19 protein-coding genes are annotated in these 17,478 nt (G+C 63.2%); 12 read left to right on the top strand and 7 right to left on the bottom strand.

Annotation, left to right across the window (positions count from 1 at the left end; translation table 11 throughout):
* The first annotated feature begins 97 nt into the window (after positions 1-97).
* On the top strand, positions 98-370 hold the full coding sequence (gene hupB / locus OO258_RS11015; RefSeq protein WP_003250246.1) for a nucleoid-associated protein HU-beta: 273 nt from the start codon (positions 98-100) through the stop codon (positions 368-370).
* A 181-nt stretch (positions 371-551) separates the two neighbouring features.
* Positions 552-2,423 (top strand): SurA N-terminal domain-containing protein, encoded by a 1,872-nt coding sequence (locus OO258_RS11010; RefSeq protein WP_266030372.1) that lies wholly within the window; start codon positions 552-554, stop codon positions 2,421-2,423.
* 76 nt (positions 2,424-2,499) lie between these two features.
* Here the strand turns inward: OO258_RS11010 and OO258_RS11005 are convergent, their stop codons facing one another.
* The gene (locus tag OO258_RS11005) at positions 2,500-3,540 is read right to left on the bottom strand and encodes a patatin-like phospholipase family protein (protein WP_110745084.1); all 1,041 of its coding nucleotides are present in this window, start codon (positions 3,538-3,540) and stop codon (positions 2,500-2,502) included.
* 179 nt (positions 3,541-3,719) lie between these two features.
* On the opposite strand from OO258_RS11005, the gene OO258_RS11000 reads away from it, so the two are divergent.
* From OO258_RS11000 to OO258_RS10990, 3 genes are all read left to right on the top strand, one after another.
* Positions 3,720-3,998, top strand: coding sequence for a hypothetical protein (locus OO258_RS11000; protein WP_110744988.1), 279 nt, complete (start codon positions 3,720-3,722; stop codon positions 3,996-3,998).
* A 14-nt stretch (positions 3,999-4,012) separates the two neighbouring features.
* Positions 4,013-4,780, top strand: coding sequence for a CHAD domain-containing protein (locus OO258_RS10995; RefSeq protein ID WP_266030371.1), 768 nt, complete (start codon positions 4,013-4,015; stop codon positions 4,778-4,780).
* A gap of 88 nt (positions 4,781-4,868) precedes the next feature.
* On the top strand, positions 4,869-5,666 hold the full coding sequence (locus OO258_RS10990; RefSeq protein WP_266030369.1) for an acyl-CoA thioesterase: 798 nt from the start codon (positions 4,869-4,871) through the stop codon (positions 5,664-5,666).
* Between the two features lie 45 nt (positions 5,667-5,711).
* Here the strand turns inward: OO258_RS10990 and OO258_RS10985 are convergent, their stop codons facing one another.
* The 3 genes from OO258_RS10985 to OO258_RS10975 all read right to left on the bottom strand — a co-directional run bounded on the left by OO258_RS10985 (position 5,712) and on the right by OO258_RS10975 (position 8,621).
* A complete protein-coding gene (locus OO258_RS10985) occupies positions 5,712-6,080 on the bottom strand; it encodes an Mpo1-like protein (RefSeq protein WP_266030367.1) in 369 nt (122 codons plus the stop codon).
* A 75-nt stretch (positions 6,081-6,155) separates the two neighbouring features.
* On the bottom strand, positions 6,156-7,634 hold the full coding sequence (locus tag OO258_RS10980) for a methyl-accepting chemotaxis protein (RefSeq protein ID WP_266030366.1): 1,479 nt from the start codon (positions 7,632-7,634) through the stop codon (positions 6,156-6,158).
* 189 nt (positions 7,635-7,823) lie between these two features.
* Positions 7,824-8,621, bottom strand: a complete 798-nt coding sequence (locus OO258_RS10975; RefSeq protein ID WP_266030364.1) for a TatD family hydrolase — start codon at positions 8,619-8,621, stop codon at positions 7,824-7,826.
* 157 nt (positions 8,622-8,778) lie between these two features.
* Here OO258_RS10975 and OO258_RS10970 point away from each other — a divergent pair, with 157 nt between their 5' ends.
* The 4 genes from OO258_RS10970 (at position 8,779) to greB (ending at position 11,740) form a co-directional block, all read left to right on the top strand.
* A complete protein-coding gene (locus OO258_RS10970; RefSeq protein ID WP_266030362.1) occupies positions 8,779-10,185 on the top strand; it encodes a transglycosylase SLT domain-containing protein in 1,407 nt (468 codons plus the stop codon).
* Between the two features lie 112 nt (positions 10,186-10,297).
* Positions 10,298-10,735 (top strand): DoxX family protein, encoded by a 438-nt coding sequence (locus tag OO258_RS10965; protein ID WP_266030360.1) that lies wholly within the window; start codon positions 10,298-10,300, stop codon positions 10,733-10,735.
* Positions 10,736-10,947: 212 nt separating this feature from the next.
* Entirely contained in the window at positions 10,948-11,256 is a 309-nt protein-coding gene (locus OO258_RS10960; RefSeq protein WP_266030359.1) for a hypothetical protein, read from the top strand.
* 10 nt (positions 11,257-11,266) lie between these two features.
* Positions 11,267-11,740: a transcription elongation factor GreB gene (greB, locus tag OO258_RS10955; protein WP_266030358.1), complete on the top strand. Its 474-nt coding sequence runs from the start codon at positions 11,267-11,269 to the stop codon at positions 11,738-11,740.
* A gap of 22 nt (positions 11,741-11,762) precedes the next feature.
* Here greB and OO258_RS10950 read toward each other — a convergent pair whose 3' ends face one another.
* Together OO258_RS10950 and OO258_RS10945 are read right to left on the bottom strand one after the other, a co-directional pair.
* Positions 11,763-14,270 (bottom strand): ABC transporter permease, encoded by a 2,508-nt coding sequence (locus tag OO258_RS10950; RefSeq protein WP_266030356.1) that lies wholly within the window; start codon positions 14,268-14,270, stop codon positions 11,763-11,765.
* Positions 14,270-14,953 (bottom strand): ABC transporter ATP-binding protein, encoded by a 684-nt coding sequence (locus OO258_RS10945; RefSeq protein ID WP_266030354.1) that lies wholly within the window; start codon positions 14,951-14,953, stop codon positions 14,270-14,272. The genes OO258_RS10950 and OO258_RS10945 overlap by 1 nt, the downstream gene beginning before the upstream one ends.
* Positions 14,954-14,963: 10 nt before the next feature.
* On the opposite strand from OO258_RS10945, the gene OO258_RS10940 reads away from it, so the two are divergent.
* From OO258_RS10940 to OO258_RS10930, 3 genes are all read left to right on the top strand, one after another.
* The gene (locus OO258_RS10940; RefSeq protein WP_266030352.1) at positions 14,964-15,569 is read left to right on the top strand and encodes an arylesterase; all 606 of its coding nucleotides are present in this window, start codon (positions 14,964-14,966) and stop codon (positions 15,567-15,569) included.
* A 58-nt stretch (positions 15,570-15,627) separates the two neighbouring features.
* A complete protein-coding gene (locus OO258_RS10935; RefSeq protein WP_110745001.1) occupies positions 15,628-15,918 on the top strand; it encodes a hypothetical protein in 291 nt (96 codons plus the stop codon).
* Positions 15,919-16,031: 113 nt separating this feature from the next.
* Complete coding sequence (locus tag OO258_RS10930; RefSeq protein ID WP_110745002.1) at positions 16,032-17,009, top strand: L,D-transpeptidase family protein; 978 nt, start codon at positions 16,032-16,034, stop codon at positions 17,007-17,009.
* Between the two features lie 132 nt (positions 17,010-17,141).
* Here the strand turns inward: OO258_RS10930 and oprI are convergent, their stop codons facing one another.
* On the bottom strand, positions 17,142-17,393 hold the full coding sequence (oprI, locus tag OO258_RS10925; RefSeq protein WP_003259780.1) for an outer membrane lipoprotei OprI: 252 nt from the start codon (positions 17,391-17,393) through the stop codon (positions 17,142-17,144).
* Between the last annotated feature and the right edge of the window lie 85 nt (positions 17,394-17,478).

Genomic DNA, 17,478 nt, shown 5'->3' with positions numbered 1-17,478 from the left:
CGGCACGTTATTGTCGCCATGCCTCCCAGCACACGTTTCATAAGCTTTTCATTACATACTTAGAAACAAACTCAATAGAGAAATAAGGGGACTTAGAGTGAACAAGTCGGAACTGATTGACGCTATCGCCGCATCTGCTGACATCCCGAAAGCTGTAGCCGGCCGTGCGCTGGACGCAGTAATCGAATCCGTCACCGGCGCCCTGAAGCAAGGTGACGATGTGGTACTGGTTGGCTTCGGTACCTTCTCGGTCAAAGAGCGTGCCGAGCGCACTGGCCGCAACCCACAAACCGGTAAGGCAATCAAGATCGAAGCCGCCAAGGTTCCAGGTTTCAAGGCAGGTAAAGGCCTGAAAGACGCCGTCAACTAAGTCGTCTTTCAGCCGGACCCGGCCAGGCCTGGTCCGAGCACGGTGATGGCGGGGCGCAAACGTTCCCGCCTGACACGTTTGCTAAGCAAAGGCGCATCCTCGGATGCGCCTTTCTTTTATCAGGATTCTACCCACGCTCCGCGGTTGTCGACGCAGTGGTACAGCCGTTTCTGGGGGACGCATGCTGCAAAATATCAGGGACAATTCACAAGGTTGGATTGCCAAGACCATCATCGGCCTTATCGTCGTGTTGATGGCATTGACCGGCTTCGAAGCTATTTTCCAGGCCGCCACCCATAGCCAGGACGCTGCCAAGGTAAACGGCCAGACTATCAGCCAGAACGAGCTGAGCCAGGCGGCCGACATGCAGCGCCGCCAACTGGTGCAACAGTTGGGCAAGGATTTCGACCCGGCTTTGCTGGATGACAAATTGCTGCGCGAAGAGGCGCTCAAGGGGCTGATCAGCCGCAAACTGCTGCTGCAGGGTGCCGAGGATGCCAAATTCGCCTTCTCCGACGCCGCACTGGATCAGGTCATTCTGCAGACGCCGGAGTTCCAGGTGGACGGCAAGTTCAGTGCCGACCGTTTTGACCAGGTCATCCGCCAGATGGGCTACGGTCGCATGCAGTTCCGCGACATGCTCGCCGAAGAAATGCTCATCGGCCAGCTGCGCACCGGCCTGGCCGGCAGCAGCTTTGTCACCGACCAGCAGGTCGATGCCTTCGCCCGCCTGGAGAAACAGACCCGCGACTTCGCTTCCCTGACCTTCAAGGCCGATCCGGCTGCGGTCAAGGTCAGCGACGATGAAGTCAAGGCGCACTACGACCAGCACGCCAAGGAGTTCATGTCGCCTGATCAGGTGGTGATCGACTACATCGAGCTCAAGAAGTCGGCGTTCTTCGACCAGGTCAAGGTGACCGACGAAGAACTCAAGGCTCAGTACGAGAAGGAGATCGCCAACCTCGCCGAGCAGCGCCATGCCGCGCACATCCTCATCGAGGTGAACGACAAGGTCACCGATGTCCAGGCCAAGGCCCGTGCCGAGGAGATTGAGCAACGCCTGGCCAAGGGTGAGGACTTTGCCGCACTGGCCAAGGAATTCTCCCAGGACCCGGGCTCGGCCAACAACGGTGGTGACCTCGGCTTTGCTGGCCCGGGCGTCTACGACCCGGCCTTCGAGGAGGCGCTGTACAAGCTGCAGGATGGCCAGGTATCGGCGCCCGTGCGCACCGAGTTCGGCTATCACCTGATCAAGCTGTTGGGCGTGGAAGCACCTGAAGTACCGAGCTTTGCCAGCTTGAAGGACAAGCTGACCCGTGACCTGAAGACCCCGTTGGTAGAGCAGCGTTACGTCGATGCCAGCAAGCAGCTGCAGGATGCGGCCTACGAGGCTTCCGACCTGGCCCAGCCGGCCCAGGACCTGAACCTCAAGGTACACACCTCTGCCGCCTTCGGCCGCGAGGGTGGTGAAGGCATCACTGCCAACCGCTCAGTGGTGCAGGCTGCGTTCTCCGAAGAAGTGCTGGATGAGGGTGCCAACAGCACCGCCATCGAGCTCGACCCGGAAACCACCGTGGTGCTGCGCGTCAAGGAGCACCGCAAGCCAGAACAACTGCCGCTGGAAGCCGTAGCTCAGAATATCCGTGAGCACCTGGCCAAGGAGAAGGCGACAGCCGAACTCAAGACCAAGGCGGACAAGCTGATCGCAGGCCTGCGTGACGGCTCCATCGCCGCTGGCGGCGTGCACGAAGGGCAGGCGTGGAAAGCCTACGAAGCAGTTACCCGTGGAGAGGATGGCATCGACCCGGCCGAACTCCAGGCGCTGTTCCGTCTGGGCAAGCCCCAAGCCAAGGATAAGCCGGTGTATGGCAGCGTCGTGCTGGGTGACGGCAGCTTGGTGGTGCTGCAGCTCAAGGGTGTCAACGATGGGGCTGCTGCCACCGACGAAGAGAAGCAGCAGATCCGCCGCTACCTCGCCTCGCGTGCTGGCCAGCAGGACTTTGCCGCCTTCCGCAAGCAGTTGGAAGCCAATGCGGACATCACGCGTTACTAAAGTGATCGCTGCATGACAAACAGGCCGCCTCGTGCGGCCTGTTTCATTTGTGTTGCCGGTGCTCGGCGACAGTTCGTCAGCGCTTCACCCCTTCATAGCTGTCCAGCGTATCCCGCGCAATCTCCCGCCCCAAAGCGATCAGCTCCGGCGCTTTGTAGAACTCGAAAAACCGGCACACCCGCTTGGGCACGTTGATCAGCACATCCGGTGGATAACCAGCGATCTTGTACTGCGCCAACGAAGTCTGCATGACTTCGAAGCTCTGGTTGATCAAGTCCAGCAGCGAAGCAGGGCCCACGTTGTCGATGATGAACGAACCCGTGGCCGATTTCGGCGCGCCCTCGCGCTCCGGTGCCGCTGCTGGTTGCTGGCCTTCCGGGTCGGGGGCATCGTTCAGCCATGGGCTTGGTGGCGCCAGCCCTTCGGCGACGATTTCCTGTTCGATACGGATCAGCTCCTCCGCTGGCTTGCGCCGGAAAGGCAAGCGTGAGCCCAGCGAACTGAGCAAGGCGTCGAAGCGCATCTTGAACGCGGCCGGGCGTTCGATCACCGGCAACTGGTACTGCTTCTGGTTGGTGGCATTGAGGTTGACCGCAATAATGAGATCGCAATGGCTGGAGACCACCGGCACGATCGGCAGCGGGTTGAGGATGCCGCCATCGACCAGCATGCGGTTGCCCTGCATCACGGGCGTGAACAGGCTGGGGATGGCCGCCGAAGCGCGCATGGCCTGGTGCAGGCAGCCCTCCTGGAACCAGATTTCCTGCTGGTTGGTAAGGTCGGCGGCGACCGCCGTGTAGGGAATGCGCAGTTGCTCGATGTTGATCTCGCCCACGATCTTGCGGATTTGCCCAAACACCTTGTCGCCGCGTATCGCGCCGAGGCGAAAACTGACGTCGACCAGGCGCAACACATCCAGGTAATCCAGGCTTTCGATCCAGTTGCGGTATTCGTCGAGCTTGCCGGCAGCGTAAATGCCGCCAATCACTGCGCCCATGGAGCAGCCTGCCACGCAGGCGATGTCGTAGCCACGGCGCTCGATTTCCTCGATCACGCCAATGTGCGCATACCCCCGTGCTCCACCCGATCCCAGTACCAGTGCCACACGTTTACTCATGAACATTCCCCGTTCAGTGTCACCATGGTCCTACAATGCACCTATCGCTGCCTGTGCTTCAATGTAGATCGCGCTGAGCTAGTGTAATAATGCCGGCAAACGAAGCGGCTGCGCGCGGCACTTTTCCATTGCCGGAGCGTCGAAATGCCATTGTTCTTTACACCTTTGAGGTATTACTGATGAAAGCCTGGATCTGCCTTCCACTGTTTGCCCTGGCTCTTGCCGGGTGTGCGGGCAAAACGGCCTACCGTGACAGTTGCGCGACCCAACTGGATGCCGCCTGGAAGGAGCTGGACCTGGCCAAGGCTGAAGGCTTTGCCGGTGCCGTCAGCTACTCCAAGGCCCTGTCGCTGTTGACCGGAGCCAAGACCCAACAGCAGTTCGAAGGTTACGAGAGCTGTACCAACAAAGCCGAGAAGGCGCGCTTCTATATCCGTGAGTCCCGCGCCGGGCGCTAACCAAGGAGCGTTTCATGTCCGCGATGCTTGACCACGTGGTTGCCCAGATCCTGGTTTTGCAGGTGCGTTTGCTGGCCTGTCGCGAGCGCCTGGCGGCCGATACCGACAGCGAGGCCTTGCACGACCTGCGCATCGCGGTGCGCCGCCTGCGCAGCCTGCTGCGGCCACTGCGCGGGCTGCCGGGCGTGGAGCAGCTTGAGGATGCCGCGGGCTCGTTGGGGACCCTGACCACCCCCTTGCGTGACCGTGAAGTATTGGCGGCCGAACTGCTGGCTCGCGGTCACGGCGACGCTGGGCAGCGTCGTCTGGAAGGGCGTGGCAGGGTTTTCGCCAGTGTCGCTGCCAGCCCGCAGCTGGCGAGGGTGCTGGCGATAGTCGATGCCTTCCCGCTGTTTCTGCGCGCAGCTGGCCGTGAAGGCCTGGTCAAGTCGCTGGACAGGCGCATCGACAAGCGCCTGGTCAAGCAATGGCGCAAGTTGCGCAACGCCTTGCTGGACCCCGCCCACGACCGCCACCGCCTGCGCTTGCTGATCAAGCGTGCGCGCTATGGCGACGAGGCCTACCCGCAACTCGATCACGCCGGTAAGAAACTGCAACGCCTGCTGAAAAAGGCCCAGGGCGACCTGGGCGACTGGCATGATCGGTTGCAGTGGTTGCTGCAGGCGCGTGAACAGGCCGACCTGGCGCATTGCAAGGTCGACTGGGAGCGGGAGCTGCACGAGGCCGAGCAGAAGTCAGATGTAACCCTGGATGCCCTGCAGCGGGCGCTGGCAAGGCGCTAGCCCGAAAAATGACCGAAATGCGGGCTGATCCCCCGGGGTTTGCTGGCTAGGATGGGCAGACCTTTTCGTTGTAGGCAGGAGCCGCTCCATGAATTTCAACCAACTGCTCGACGCCGTACGGGCCAACCCCGATGCCGTCAGTGTTCCGCCAAGCTGGGCGCAGGGGCGCGCTGCCTTTGGCGGGTTGATGGCGGCCATGGTGTATGAGGCCATGCGGCTGAAACTCACCGATAGCCGCCCGGTGCGTTCGCTGGCCATCAGCTTCGTGGCACCGGCCGCTGCGGATGTGCCCATCCGTTTCGAGGTCGAGGTGCTGCGCGAGGGTAAAGCGGTCAGTACCTTGCTGGGCCGTGCCGTTCAGGAGGGCCAGGTGGTAACGCTGGTGCAAGGCAACTTCGGTGCGGGGCGGCCTTCGGCAGTAGAGGTGCCGGCTTTACCGGCGATGGACATGAAGGCGCTCGAAGACGCGGCCCCCGAACTGCCCTATATCAAGGGCGTGACCCCGGAATTCATGCGCCATGTAGCCTTGCGCTGGGCAGTGGGCGGGTTGCCTTTCACTGGCAATCAGTCGCGCAAGATGGGCGGTTGGGTGCGCCTGCGGGATGTTGCCGTAGAGCAAGTGAACGAAGCGCACTTGCTTGCCTTGGTCGATGCCTGGCCGCCGAGCCTGATGCCGTTTCTCAAGCAGCCCGCTGCGGGCAGTACATTGACCTGGACCATTGAATTTATCCAGCCAACGGCCAAGCTGTCGACGATGGACTGGTGCCGGTATTGCGTAGAGACAGAGCATGCCAGGGACGGTTACGGGCATGCCGCTGCGGCGCTGTGGACGGCGCACGGGGAATTGTTGGCCCTGAGCCGACAGACTGTGACCGTGTTTGCCTGATAGGCCTTGGGAGCGCTGCGCGATTCTTTACCGACGCAATGCCGTTCAGTGCCGGTGCTTGTTCCGCTCCCGCCAGGCTCTCCACCAGGCCCCGCTCAGGACAAACCGCGGAAAGGTGATGAATTGTTCGGTCAGCAGCCGCTTTACGGCATCCTGGCGGTTGGCGAATGGCTCGGGCTGTTCGGCTTCCAGGCGGTGACCCTGGCGCTGGAGGCCCAGGCCGGCAAGCACGGAGATGACACCCACCGCGATCTGGCCCAGATCAAGGCCAAACAGGCCGGACAACACCAGTAGTGCGCCGAGGATGAACAACGGCACGGCAATCAGGTGCAACACCAGGTTGGCCGGGTGGCGGTGGTTATGATGATAGCCGCGCCATTGCCAGGCGGGCAGGTTGGGCAGGCGTTTGCTCATGGGCATTTCCTCATCGTCATGCCCAAAGCTTAGTGCGGCCCCCCTCAGGGGGCCAATCGAGGCTGGCTATGATGACTATAGCTTGAGCTGGCCGATGGCCTTGTTCAGCTCGCCGGCCAGGGTCGCCAGTTCGCTGCTGGTGGTTGCCGAACCCACGGTTTGCTGCACAGTTTGCTCGGTGACGTCGCGGATGCTCACCACCGCGCGATTCATTTCCTCGGCCACCTGGCTTTGCTGCTCGGCTGCCACGGCAATCTGGGTATTGCTTTCGCGCATCTGCGCGACGGCCCCGGTAATTTCGGCCAGCGCCTCACCGGCTTCCTGTGCCTGGCGCACGCAGTCGTCAGCCTTGTAAGAGCTTTCCTGCATGAACTCCACTGCGTCGCGGGTGCCCGACTGCAGGGCCGAGACCATGGTCGTGATCTCGTCAGTGGAGGTTTGCACGCGCTTGGCCAGGTTGCGCACCTCATCGGCAACCACGGCAAACCCCCGGCCCAGGTCGCCAGCGCGCGCCGCTTCGATGGCGGCGTTGAGTGCCAGCAGGTTGGTCTGCTCGGCGATGCTGTGGATTACGCCGACCACGCCGTTGATCTTCTGGCTGTCTTCGGCCAGCTGGCGAATCATCTCGGCCGTTTGCTGCACACCGCTGGATAGCCCGGAGATCGACGCCTGCACGCGGCTGACCACGTCCTTGCCACTGCCGGCCAAGGTGTCGGCGGTCTGTGACAGGTCGCGGGTGGCGCCAGCATGCTGGGCGATGTGGTGCACGGTCGCCGACATCTGGTTGATGGCGGTAGCGGCCTGGTCGGTCTCGCTTTGCTGCCCGAGCATGCCGTGGCGCACGTCGCTCATGCTGGCGGCCAGGCGCGCAGCGCCCGAGTCCAGCTGTGCAGCCGTGTGGGCGACGGTGCTGACCACGCGGTGGTAGGTGGCCTGCATGGCGTTGAAGGCGCCGGCCATCTGGCCGACCTCGTCACCACAGGCCAGCGGTACGCGGGCGGCCAGGTCGCCGGTTTTTTCCACGTGCAACATCACATCCTTGAGGGTGTTGAGCTGGCTGAGCAGGAACCGGATCAGCAGTTGCGAGGCGCCGAGCATGGCCAGCATCAGAATCAGCACGCAAACTGCGTAACTGCTGAAACGTTCGAAGAAAACCTGCCTCAGGCTTGGCGACTGCGCCAGTACGGCCATGTGCTGATCGCCGACGCTGAGCACCTGTGCACCACGCAGCGGGTTGTCGCCAAGGATCCACGCGCTTGGCAGGTCGACCCAGCCTTCGGCGCCGCGCAGGCCATCCAGCGCTTCGCCGGCAAAGGTTGGCGTTTGCCCTGCTGACCAGTCGATGACGTTCGCCGGGCGTGGCAGTGGCTGCCCGGCTGGCCAGGCGGCCAACAGCTGGGCTTGTGCGGCGGCCTGTGCCTGTGCCGCCTCGGCACGGGCGGATTGCTCCAGGTGCACGGCATAAAGCACCAATAGCAAGGTCGTGACAAAGGCCACCGCGTTGACGGCCCAGAATTTGTACTTCAGGGAAACATTGCTAAGCCAGGCACCCATGGGCAGGTCTTCTCTGAGTTGAGCGTAAACAATATTGGCAAGGTGCCATCATTGTGACCGCGCAACCCATGGGTGTTGTTGATGTGTATCAAAGAAATCCTGCTGTCTGTATGGCTCTGTCGCCGGCAAGCCTTGGCAGCGGCGGTGTACTGTGGCTGCGGGCATGCTGACGATTCGGGAGTTACAGGTTCAAGGGAGCTGGAAAAAAGCCCGCGCCGTCGCGGTGGTGTGTGCCGCCGTATGCTCGGCCGGCTCACCCCGATGCAGGGCTACTTCACGCAGCACCTCCGGCAAGAACGCCGGTTCGTTGCGCCCGCTCTTTGGCTTTGGCCGCAGGCTGCGCGGTAGCAGGTATGGCGCATCGCTCTCCAGCATCAGCCGGCCTTCGGCAATGTTGCCCACCAATGGGTGCAGGTGGGTACCCCGGCGTTCGTCGCAGATCCAGCCGGTGATGCCGATGTGCAGGTCCATGTCCAGGTAGGCGAACAGCGCGTCGCGCTCGCCGGTAAAGCAGTGCACCACTGCTGCCGGTAGGTGGTCGCGGTAATCCTTGAGGATCGCCAGCAAGCGCTCGCTGGCATCACGTTCATGCAGAAACACCGGCAGGTGCAGTTCGGCGGCCAACGCCAATTGGGCTTCCAGGGCTTTTTCCTGCAGAGGGCGAGGGGAGAAGTCGCGGTTGAAATCCAGGCCACATTCGCCCACCGCACGCACCCGCGGCTCGGCCAGGAGTTGACGTAGCTGGCGTTCACTGCCGGCATCCCAGTCCTTGGCATCGTGGGGGTGCACACCTGCGGTGGCGAACAGGTGCGCGCCGCTGGCATCCAGTTGCTGGCACAGCTCCAGTGCCTGTTCGCTGACCGCCAAACTGGTGCCCGTCAGCACCATTTGCGTCACGCCCGCCTCGATGGCGCGCTCGACGATGGCTGCCTGTTGGTCGTGGAAACTGCTATTGGTCAGGTTGACGCCGATATCGATCAGTTGCATGGTGTTGTCTCGTGCCGCGGGGCGGCCAGCATAACAAAAACCGGGTTTTTCTGAAAAAACCAAGAACTTCATGCTGTTACCGTGGTCTTTTGCCGTCATTTATCACGTGGCGGTGCAACCCATGGATGCCGCCCACCGACCATGGACACGTTTTCGCATGCCGCGATTCTGGCTCACATTCCTGCTGATGTTCGGGCTGGCCTTGTCGGGCCTGGCCTTCGCTCAAGCGCCCGGGCCGCAACAGAATATTCCGCCTGCCAAGGTCCGTGACCTGCAGCAGATCCGCACCAGCAAGGTACTGCGCGTGCTGGTCAACCAGAGCCGCAACAGCTCTGGGGAGGTCAAGGGCGAGCCGGTAGGCATTGAATACTATCGCCTGCGTGCCCTTGAGCATTACCTGAACGCTCGCAGCGCCGATGACCAGCAAATCCAGCTCAAGCTCATCCCGCGGGCCAAGGAGCAGCTGCTGGGGGCGCTCGCACGTGGCGAGGGTGACCTGGCCGCGCCAGGCGAGCTGCTTGACCCCGGTACCGTACGCGGCGTCAGTAGCACTGCCCCGATACTCGACCAGGTCCCCTTGGTGCTGGTGGGGCGCAAGGGCGAGCGTAGCTTCAGCAAGGTCGAGCAGCTGTCCGGGCGCACGGTGGCATTGACCAGTGCCAGTGCTGCCGGGCCGTTGATTCTACAGGCCAATCAGCAATTGGCCTTGCGCAAGCGGCCGCCGATCAAGGTGGAGTGGGTCGACTCGACGCTGGCAGTGGAGGATGTGCTGGAAATGGTGCAGGCCGGTATCTATCACCTGACGGTGGTCGAGCAGCCGATTGCCCGGCGCTGGGCGCGTGTGATGCCACGCCTGCGCCTGCACAGCCGGGTGCACCTGGGGGCGCCGCAAGCCATGCGCTGGTACGTGGGGCGTGATGCGCCGCAATTGCTGGCCACGGTCGACCACTTCCTGAAAGGCTACCGCGCGCCTGACAACCAGGATGCCGCGTTCGAGCGCATCTACCGGCGCCAGTATCGGGTACACAACCCCTTGGCCGGCAAGGACCGCCAGCGCCTGGTGTCGGTGCGGGCAGTGCTGCAGAAGCATGGCCAGGCGCAACAGATAGACTGGCTCAACCTGGCCGCGCTGGCCTTCAAGGAGTCCACGCTCAACCCGGCCGCACGTGGCGCTGGCGGCGCCCATGGCCTGATGCAGATCACCCCCTCGGCGGCCCAGCGCGTGGGGGTGAGCAACACCGCCACGGTGGATGGCAATGTCCAGGCCAGTGCCCGCTACCTGGCGCTGATACGGCGCAAGTTCTTTGCCAGCGCCAAGATCAACGAGCGTGAGCGCATGGCTTTTGTACTGGCAGCCTACAATCTCGGCCCTGAACGGGTCCAGGCCATGCGCGCCGAGGCCCGGCGTCGTGGCCTCAACGGCAACCAGTGGTTCTTCCAGACCGAGCGCATTGCCATGGAGCAGGTGGGCATGGGGCCGGTCAACTTTGTCAACAGCGTCAACAAGTACTACCTGGCGTTCAACCGCGAGCGTGCGGTGCTGGAGCGTGTGGCCAAGCGCTGACAAATCGATTTTATCGATTGTTATGTTGGGTTTTTTGCGATTTTCATATCTATTGAATTGATTATGATGGCGCCCATTCCAACACAACTTCTCCGCTCAAGGACGCTTCGACATGAACACCACCACCCTCAATGCCCTGTTTTCCACCCGCGCTGGCGCTGGCCTCAGCGTTATCCGCATCCTGGTTGGCATCATCTTCATGGCGCACGGTGCGCAAAAACTGTTCGGCCTGTTCGGCGGCTATGGCCTGGAAGGCACCGGCCAGTGGATGGAAAGCATCGGCCTGGCACCGGGTTACCTGATGGCCCTGCTGTCTGGTAGCGCGGAATTCTTCGGTGGCCTGGCCCTGGTGGTCGGTCTGCTCGCCCGGCCGGCAGCCCTGGCGCTGACGGTGACCCTGGTGGTGGCGATCTTCTCGGTCCACATCGGCAATGGCCTGTTCATGTCGAACAATGGTTATGAATTCGCCCTGGCGCTTCTGGGCGGCACTGTTGCCGTCATGATCGAAGGCGCTGGCCGCTTCTCGCTGGACCGCCTGATAGCCCGCTGATACGCCGCCTAAGGCAAGATACAAGCCTGGAGCCGATTGAGGCTTGTATCTTGCCGCTAGTAGCTCTAGCATACCGCCTGCGCCGATTTAAACAGCTACTTGCGGGGCGCAGGAAAACCCACCTCCGGGTTATCCGAAATACCGCTAAAGCGCTGGTTCGGTGACGCCTCCCACCGCTGCCCAGCGGGATTCGCGAGGCGGAGAGAAGCTCCATGAGTTGCCCACGTACCAGTGTCTGTTTGAGCCCTTTGCCTGCATTTCAGGCTTCCCGTACACCGCGCATCCTGCTCGGCGGCCAGCATCAGCCCACTCTTTTGCGTCACCTCGAAGGCCTGTCCCGTCGCAAGGGGCAGGCGCGTGCCTTTCTGATCCAGTTCGCCGATACCGGCTGCCACCTCGCGCAATATGGCAACGACCGGTTCGATCTGGCCGTGATCCAGGCACCGTCGTCGGACGAGGCCGCCGCGGTCATCGGCCACCTTACCCGTGTCGCGCGCCAGGGCCTCATTACCCGCCGCTGAGGAGCGCCCGTTGAGCACCAATATCATCACCACGGAAGGCCATGAGGCGCTGAAAAAAGAGCTGGATCATCTATGGCGGGTGTATCGCCCGGAAATCACCCAGAAGGTCGCCTGGGCGGCGTCGCTGGGTGACCGTAGCGAGAACGCTGACTACCAGTACAACAAGAAGCTGTTGCGCGAAATCGATCGCCGGGTCCGTTATCTGCGCAAGCGTCTTGAAGATGTGAAGGTGGTGGCCTACTCGCCGCAGCAGGAGGGCAAGGTTTTTTTTGGTGCCTGGGTCGAGATCGAGAACGACGACGGCGAGACCATGAAGTTTCGCATCGTCGGTTATGACGAAATCTACGGGCGCAATGACTACATCTCGATCGATTCACCCATGGCCCGCGCCTTGCTAAAGAAGGAGGAGGGCGATGAGGTGGTGGTGCACACGCCTACCGGTGAAGCGACCTGGTATGTGAACAGCATCACTTACGCCCAGTGAGTCGATAACGCCTGTGACGGCCTCAACCCTCTCGCAGCACCGCCAGAGGGCTGGCATTCAGCGCTCGTCGGGTGCCCAGCACGCCGGCACCACCCACCACTAGCGCCCCCGCCAATGGCAGCACCAGCAACCACGGATGCGGACTCCACTGCAAATCGAAGGCATAGCGGTAAAGCACCAGGGTAATCAGCTCACACCCCACGGCCGCCAGAAGCCCGCTGGCTGCGCCAAGCAGACCAAACTCGATCCGCCGCGCCCTGACCAGCAGTGGCCGCGCCGCCCCCAGCGCCCGCAGCAGGGCACCTTGGCGGATGCGCTCGTCCAGCGTCGCCTGCAAGCCGGCGAACAGCACCGCCAGCCCGGCCGCCAGCACGAACAGCAGTACATATTCCACTGCCAGGGTCACCTGGGCGAGGATGCTGCGCAGTTGGTCGAGCAAGGCATCCACCTGCAGGATGGTCACGGCCGGGAATGCCCGCGACAGCGCTACCACATCCAGATCATGCCCGGGTGCCAGGTAGAAGCTGGTCAGGTAGGTAGTCGGCAGCCCCTGCAGCGTGCCGGGCTGGAAGATCATGTAGAAGTTCGGCTGGAAACTGTCCCAGTGCACGCTGCGCAGGCTGCTGACCCTGGCCTGGCGCTGCTGGCCGCCGATATCGAAAGTGAGCAGGTCGCCCATGTGCAGCTTCAGGCTTTTGGCCAGTTCTGCCTCCACCGACACGCCGGGTACTTCAGTGTCGCCGGGTAGCGCTTGCCACCAGTTGCCGGCGGTTAAGGCATTGCCCTCGGGCAATTCGGCGGCCCAGGTCAGGCTGAGGTCGCGCTGGACGGCGCGCTCGCCGGCCGAATCCTTGCTGACGATCTGCTGTACAGGTTGTTGGTTGACCTGCACCAGGCGCCCGGGCGTTACCGGGTATAGCGGCGCCGCGGTGGCGTTGACCTGCTGCAGGTGCTGGGCGAAGGGCTCGCGGTCATCCGGCAGGATGTTCAGGGCGAAATGGTTGGGCGCATCCTTGGGCAGTTGCGCTTGCCAGGTGTCGAGCAATTCTGCGCGCAGCAGGGCGACCAGGGCCATGGCCAGCAGGATCAGGCCGAAGGCCAGGGCTTGGCCGGCCGCAGCCGTAGGGTGGCGCAGCAGCTGCCCCAGCCCCAGGCGCCAGGTGAGTGGGGCCCCGGCCAGTAGTTGGCGCAGGCTGCGCAAGCCCAGCAACAGCAGGCCGCCGAGCAGCAACGCAGCAACCAGGCCACCACCGAGCAGGGCGAATGTGAGCAGCAGGTCGAGGCTCAGTCGCCACATGATCAGCCCCAGCGCCAGCAAGGCGGCGCCGTACACCAGCCAGCTGCTCGGGGGGATCGGCAGCAGGTCGCGGCGCAAAACCCTCAGTGGCGGCACCTGGCCCAAGGCCGCGATCGGCGGCAGGGCGAAACCGGCCAGCGCCACCAGCCCGGTGGCGATGCCCGCCAGCGCTGGCACCACGCCGCCAGCAGGTACCACGCTGGGCAGCAGGCCCTGCAGCAGGCGGAACAGGCCCAGCTGGGCCAGCCAGCCGAGCAAGGCGCCAGCCAGCGCGGCGACCAGGCCCAGCATGGCCAGTTGCAAGCAATACAGGCCAAGGGCCTGGCGACGCGACAGCCCCAGGCAGCGCAGCAGGGCGCTGGCGTCCAGGCGGCGCGCTGCGTAGCGGCTGGCCGACAGGGCGACGGCAACGCCGGCCAGCAGCACGGCCACCAGGCTGGCCATGTTCAGGTAGCGTTCGGCCTTGCCCAGGGCGCCGCCGATCTGCTGGTTGCCATCGCGGGTGTCGCGCAGGCGCTGGTTGGCGGCCAGGTCCTTTTCCACGGCCTGGCGGTATTGTGCCAGTGCCTCGCTATCGCCCCGCCACAGGTCACGGTAGGTCACCCGGCTGCCCGGCTGGATCACGCCGGTGGCTTGCAGGTCGGCCAGGTTGATCATCACCCGTGGGGTAAGGCTGTAGAAATTGTTGGCGCGGTCCGGTTCATAGGTGAGCACGCGGCTCATGCGCAAGGTTTTCATGCCGACGTCGATGCTGTCGCCGATCGACAGCCCCAATGCAGTCAGCAGACGTGGCTCGACCCATGCCTCGCCAGGCGCCGGGCCGCCGCCTGGGGTTTCTTCGGCATAGGGTGCGGGGGCGCTACGTACTTGCCCGCGCAGCGGGTAGGCGCCGTCAGCCGCCTTGACGCTGGACAGCTGGATGCCGTTGTCACCGCCGACCACGCTGGTGAACTCGACCACCTGGGCATGGCGCAAGCCCAGCGTCTTGCCAGCAGCAAGCTGTTGCTCGCGGGCCGGGGCACTGCCCTGCAGTACCAGGTCGGCGCCGAGGAATTCGCTGGCACGCAGTTGCATGGCGCCGTTGAGGCGGGCGCCGAAATAGCCGATGGCAGTACTGGCCGCTACCGCCACCAGCAGGGCGAAGAACAGCACGCGTACTTCGCTGGCGCGAATGTCGCGCAGTAATTGGCGCAGCGCCAGGCCGCACAGGCGGGACAGCGGCATGTGGGTCATCAGGCCTCCACCGGCGCCACAAGGCGGCCCGCGTCCAGACGGATATGGCGACGGCAGCGGCGCGCCAGGCGCTCGTCATGGGTGACCAGTACCAGCGTGGTACCACGCTCCTTGTTCAGGTCGAACAACAGGTCGCTGATGCGCTCGCCGGTGTGGCTGTCGAGGTTTCCGGTGGGTTCGTCGGCGAACAGCACCGCTGGCTGCGCGGCAAACGCGCGGGCGATGGCCACCCGCTGCTGTTCGCCGCCTGAGAGCTGGCGCGGGGTGTGGCTCAGGCGCTTGCCCAGGCCGACTCGTTCCAGCAGGGTGCGCGCGTGCTCGCGGGCATCTCGGCGGCCGTCCAGCTCCAGGGGCAGCATCACGTTTTCCAGGGCATTGAGGCTGTCGAGCAACTGGAACGACTGGAACACGAAACCCACATGTTCGGCGCGCACCCGGGCGCGCTGGTCTTCGTCCAGCGGCCCCAGGTCGTGGCCGGCGAGGATGACTTTGCCGGCGCTGGGCTGGTCGAGGCCGGCGAGCAGGCCGAGCAGGGTCGACTTGCCCGAGCCCGAGGCGCCGACGATGGCCAGGCTGTCGCCCTGGGCCAGGTCAAGTGAGAGCGCGTGGAGGATCGTCAGGTCACCTTCCGCACTGGGGACCACTTTGCTAAGGTTCTGCGCAACGAGAATGCTGGGGCCCATGGAGAATCCGATGCGAGTGTGGTGGTTGAGTGCCGGTCTGGCCCTGTATTGCCTGGCCCAGAGCGCGGCGGCGGGAACACTGCTGGTTGTTGGCGATAGTATCAGCGCCGGTTTCGGCCTGGATACCCGCCAGGGTTGGGTGTCTCTGTTGCAGACCCGGCTCAGGGAGGAAGGTTTCGACGACAAAGTGGTGAATGCGTCTATCAGCGGCGACACTAGCGCAGGTGGCCAGGCGCGGCTGCCGGCGCTGCTTGCAGCGCACAAGCCGAGCCTGGTGGTACTGGAGCTGGGCGGTAACGATGGCCTGCGCGGGCAGCCCCCGGCGCAATTGCAACAAAATCTTGCCTCGATGATCGAAAGCGCGCGCCAGGCCGGTGCCAAGGTAGTGCTGTTGGGTATGCGCCTGCCGCCCAATTATGGTGTGCGTTACACCAGCGCTTTTGCCCAAGTGTATGAACAGCTGGCAGCGGACAAACAGGTGCCATTGGTGCCGTTTTTCCTTGAAGGGGTAGGGGGTGTGCCTGAGTTGATGCAGGCTGACGGCATTCATCCGGCCCAGGCTGCCCAGGAGCGCCTGCTGGAAAATGCCTGGCCGGCAATAAAACCCTTGCTGTGACGCTTTAAACGGGGGCCGCTTTCCGCTAATGTTGCGCCCCCCGTTTCGAGTGCCCCCGATGCCGCGCCCTGCCTGGTCCCTTTATGCCTACCAACTGATCGAGCCTGACGAGCAGCTCGACCTGTTCGCTTGCCAGGAAATTCGCGTTCACCTGGTGGCCCGCCAGCTAGAGCTGGGCGTGCCGGTCGACCGTACCCTGTGCGGCGGTTTGCTGCCAGCGCAGCCGCGCTGGTCGGGGGTGCCGCGCTCGATCTACCGCGATGGCCGCCTGTGTGACCTGTGCCGCGCCATCCTCGATGCTCAGCGCCGCGGCATGCGCCCGGTGTGGCCAGAGCTGCACGGCAGCTGAACGGCAGCCACCTTTCATCATCTGAAACGCTTGCGCGGCGGCAATGCCTCCCGCTTGCAGCGGAGCGGGTGTACAATCGTTCCTCTTGACCCATCTTTCGAAGGATTTACCGGATGTTGCCGCGCTTTCCTGCCGTCACCCGTAGCCTGTCCCTGGCCGCCCTGCTGGTAGCGGGCCCCGCTGCTGCGCTGGAGCTGCCACTGCCACCGCCCGGTGAAGACATCGTCGGCCAGGTGCAAGTGATCAAGGCAAAGTACGAGGACACGTTCGCCGATATCGGCACCGCCAACGACCTCGGCTACCTGGAAATGATCGCCGCCAACCCGGGTGTCGACCCCTGGCTGCCGGGTGCCGGCACCGAGATCATCCTGCCGACCCGCTACATCCTCCCGCCCGGCCCGCGTGAAGGTATCGTCATCAACCTGGCTGAGTACCGCATGTATTACTTCCCGAAAGGGCAGAATGTGGTGCATACCTTCCCGCTGGGTATCGGGCGCGAGGGCTGGGGGTCGCCGATTGCCAACACCAAGATCACTGCCAAGACGCCGAACCCGACCTGGACCCCGCCCGCATCCATTCGCAAGGAACACGCGGCGGACGGTGACATCCTGCCGACCGTAGTGCCGGCCGGCCCGGACAACCCGCTGGGGCCGTTCAAGTTCACCCTGGGTGTGCCGGGCTACCTGATCCACGGTTCGAACAAGAAGTTCGGCATTGGCATGCGTACCAGTCACGGTTGTTTCCGCATGCTCAACAACAATGTGCTGGAACTGTCGAAGATGGTGCCGGTGGGTACGCCGGTGCGCATCATCAACGAGCCTTACAAGTTCGGTATCAGTGCCGGCAAGGTCTATCTTGAGGCGCACACGCCGCTGGATGACCAGGGTAACCCGTCGGTCGTCGACAAGCACACCGCGGTTATCAATGCCTTGCTCAAGCGGGAAGACCTGGCCAATAACCTGCGCATGAACTGGGACATGGTGCGTGACGTAGTGGCTGCGGAAGATGGCATGCCGGTAGAAATTGCCATTCCGGTCGAGAACCAGGGTGGTTCACCGATGGTGTCGAGCATCCCGCCCGAACTGCAGTAAGCGAATTGCGACACACCCCGGCCCGCCTTAGTGCGGGCCTTTTCGTTTCTGCCGGGCGTGCCTGCTTTGTTCGCGCGCAATAAAAAAGCCGACCCACAAGTGGGTCGGCTCCTTAACAATCCGTGAGGATTATTACTTGCGGCTGGCTTTGTCCAGCATACGCAGGGCGCGCTCGTTGGCTTCGTCAGCGGTCTGCTGAGCCTTCTGAGCGGCTGCCAGTGCGTCGTCAGCCTTACGGTAGGCTTCATCGGCACGAGCTTGAGCGCGAGCTGCTGCGTCTTCAGTCGCAGTCAGACGAGCTTCGGTTTCTTTGGATACGCTGCTGCAACCGGTAGCCAGAACTGCGGCCAGAGCCAGAGCAGAGAATTTCAGAACGTTGTTCATCGTGTTCCCCTTCAAGGACTTTCTATTAAATAGCCATCTCTCGGAAAAGAGAAACTGGCCGGCGTACATAGTACCCATTACTTGT

Origin of the sequence: Pseudomonas sp. DCB_BI (assembly GCF_026240995.1) — a bacterium.
Taxonomy (GTDB): Bacteria; Pseudomonadota; Gammaproteobacteria; order Pseudomonadales; family Pseudomonadaceae; genus Aquipseudomonas.
The sequence above is the reverse complement of the archived record's forward strand: the minus strand, read 5'-3'. Positions and strand labels throughout refer to the sequence as shown.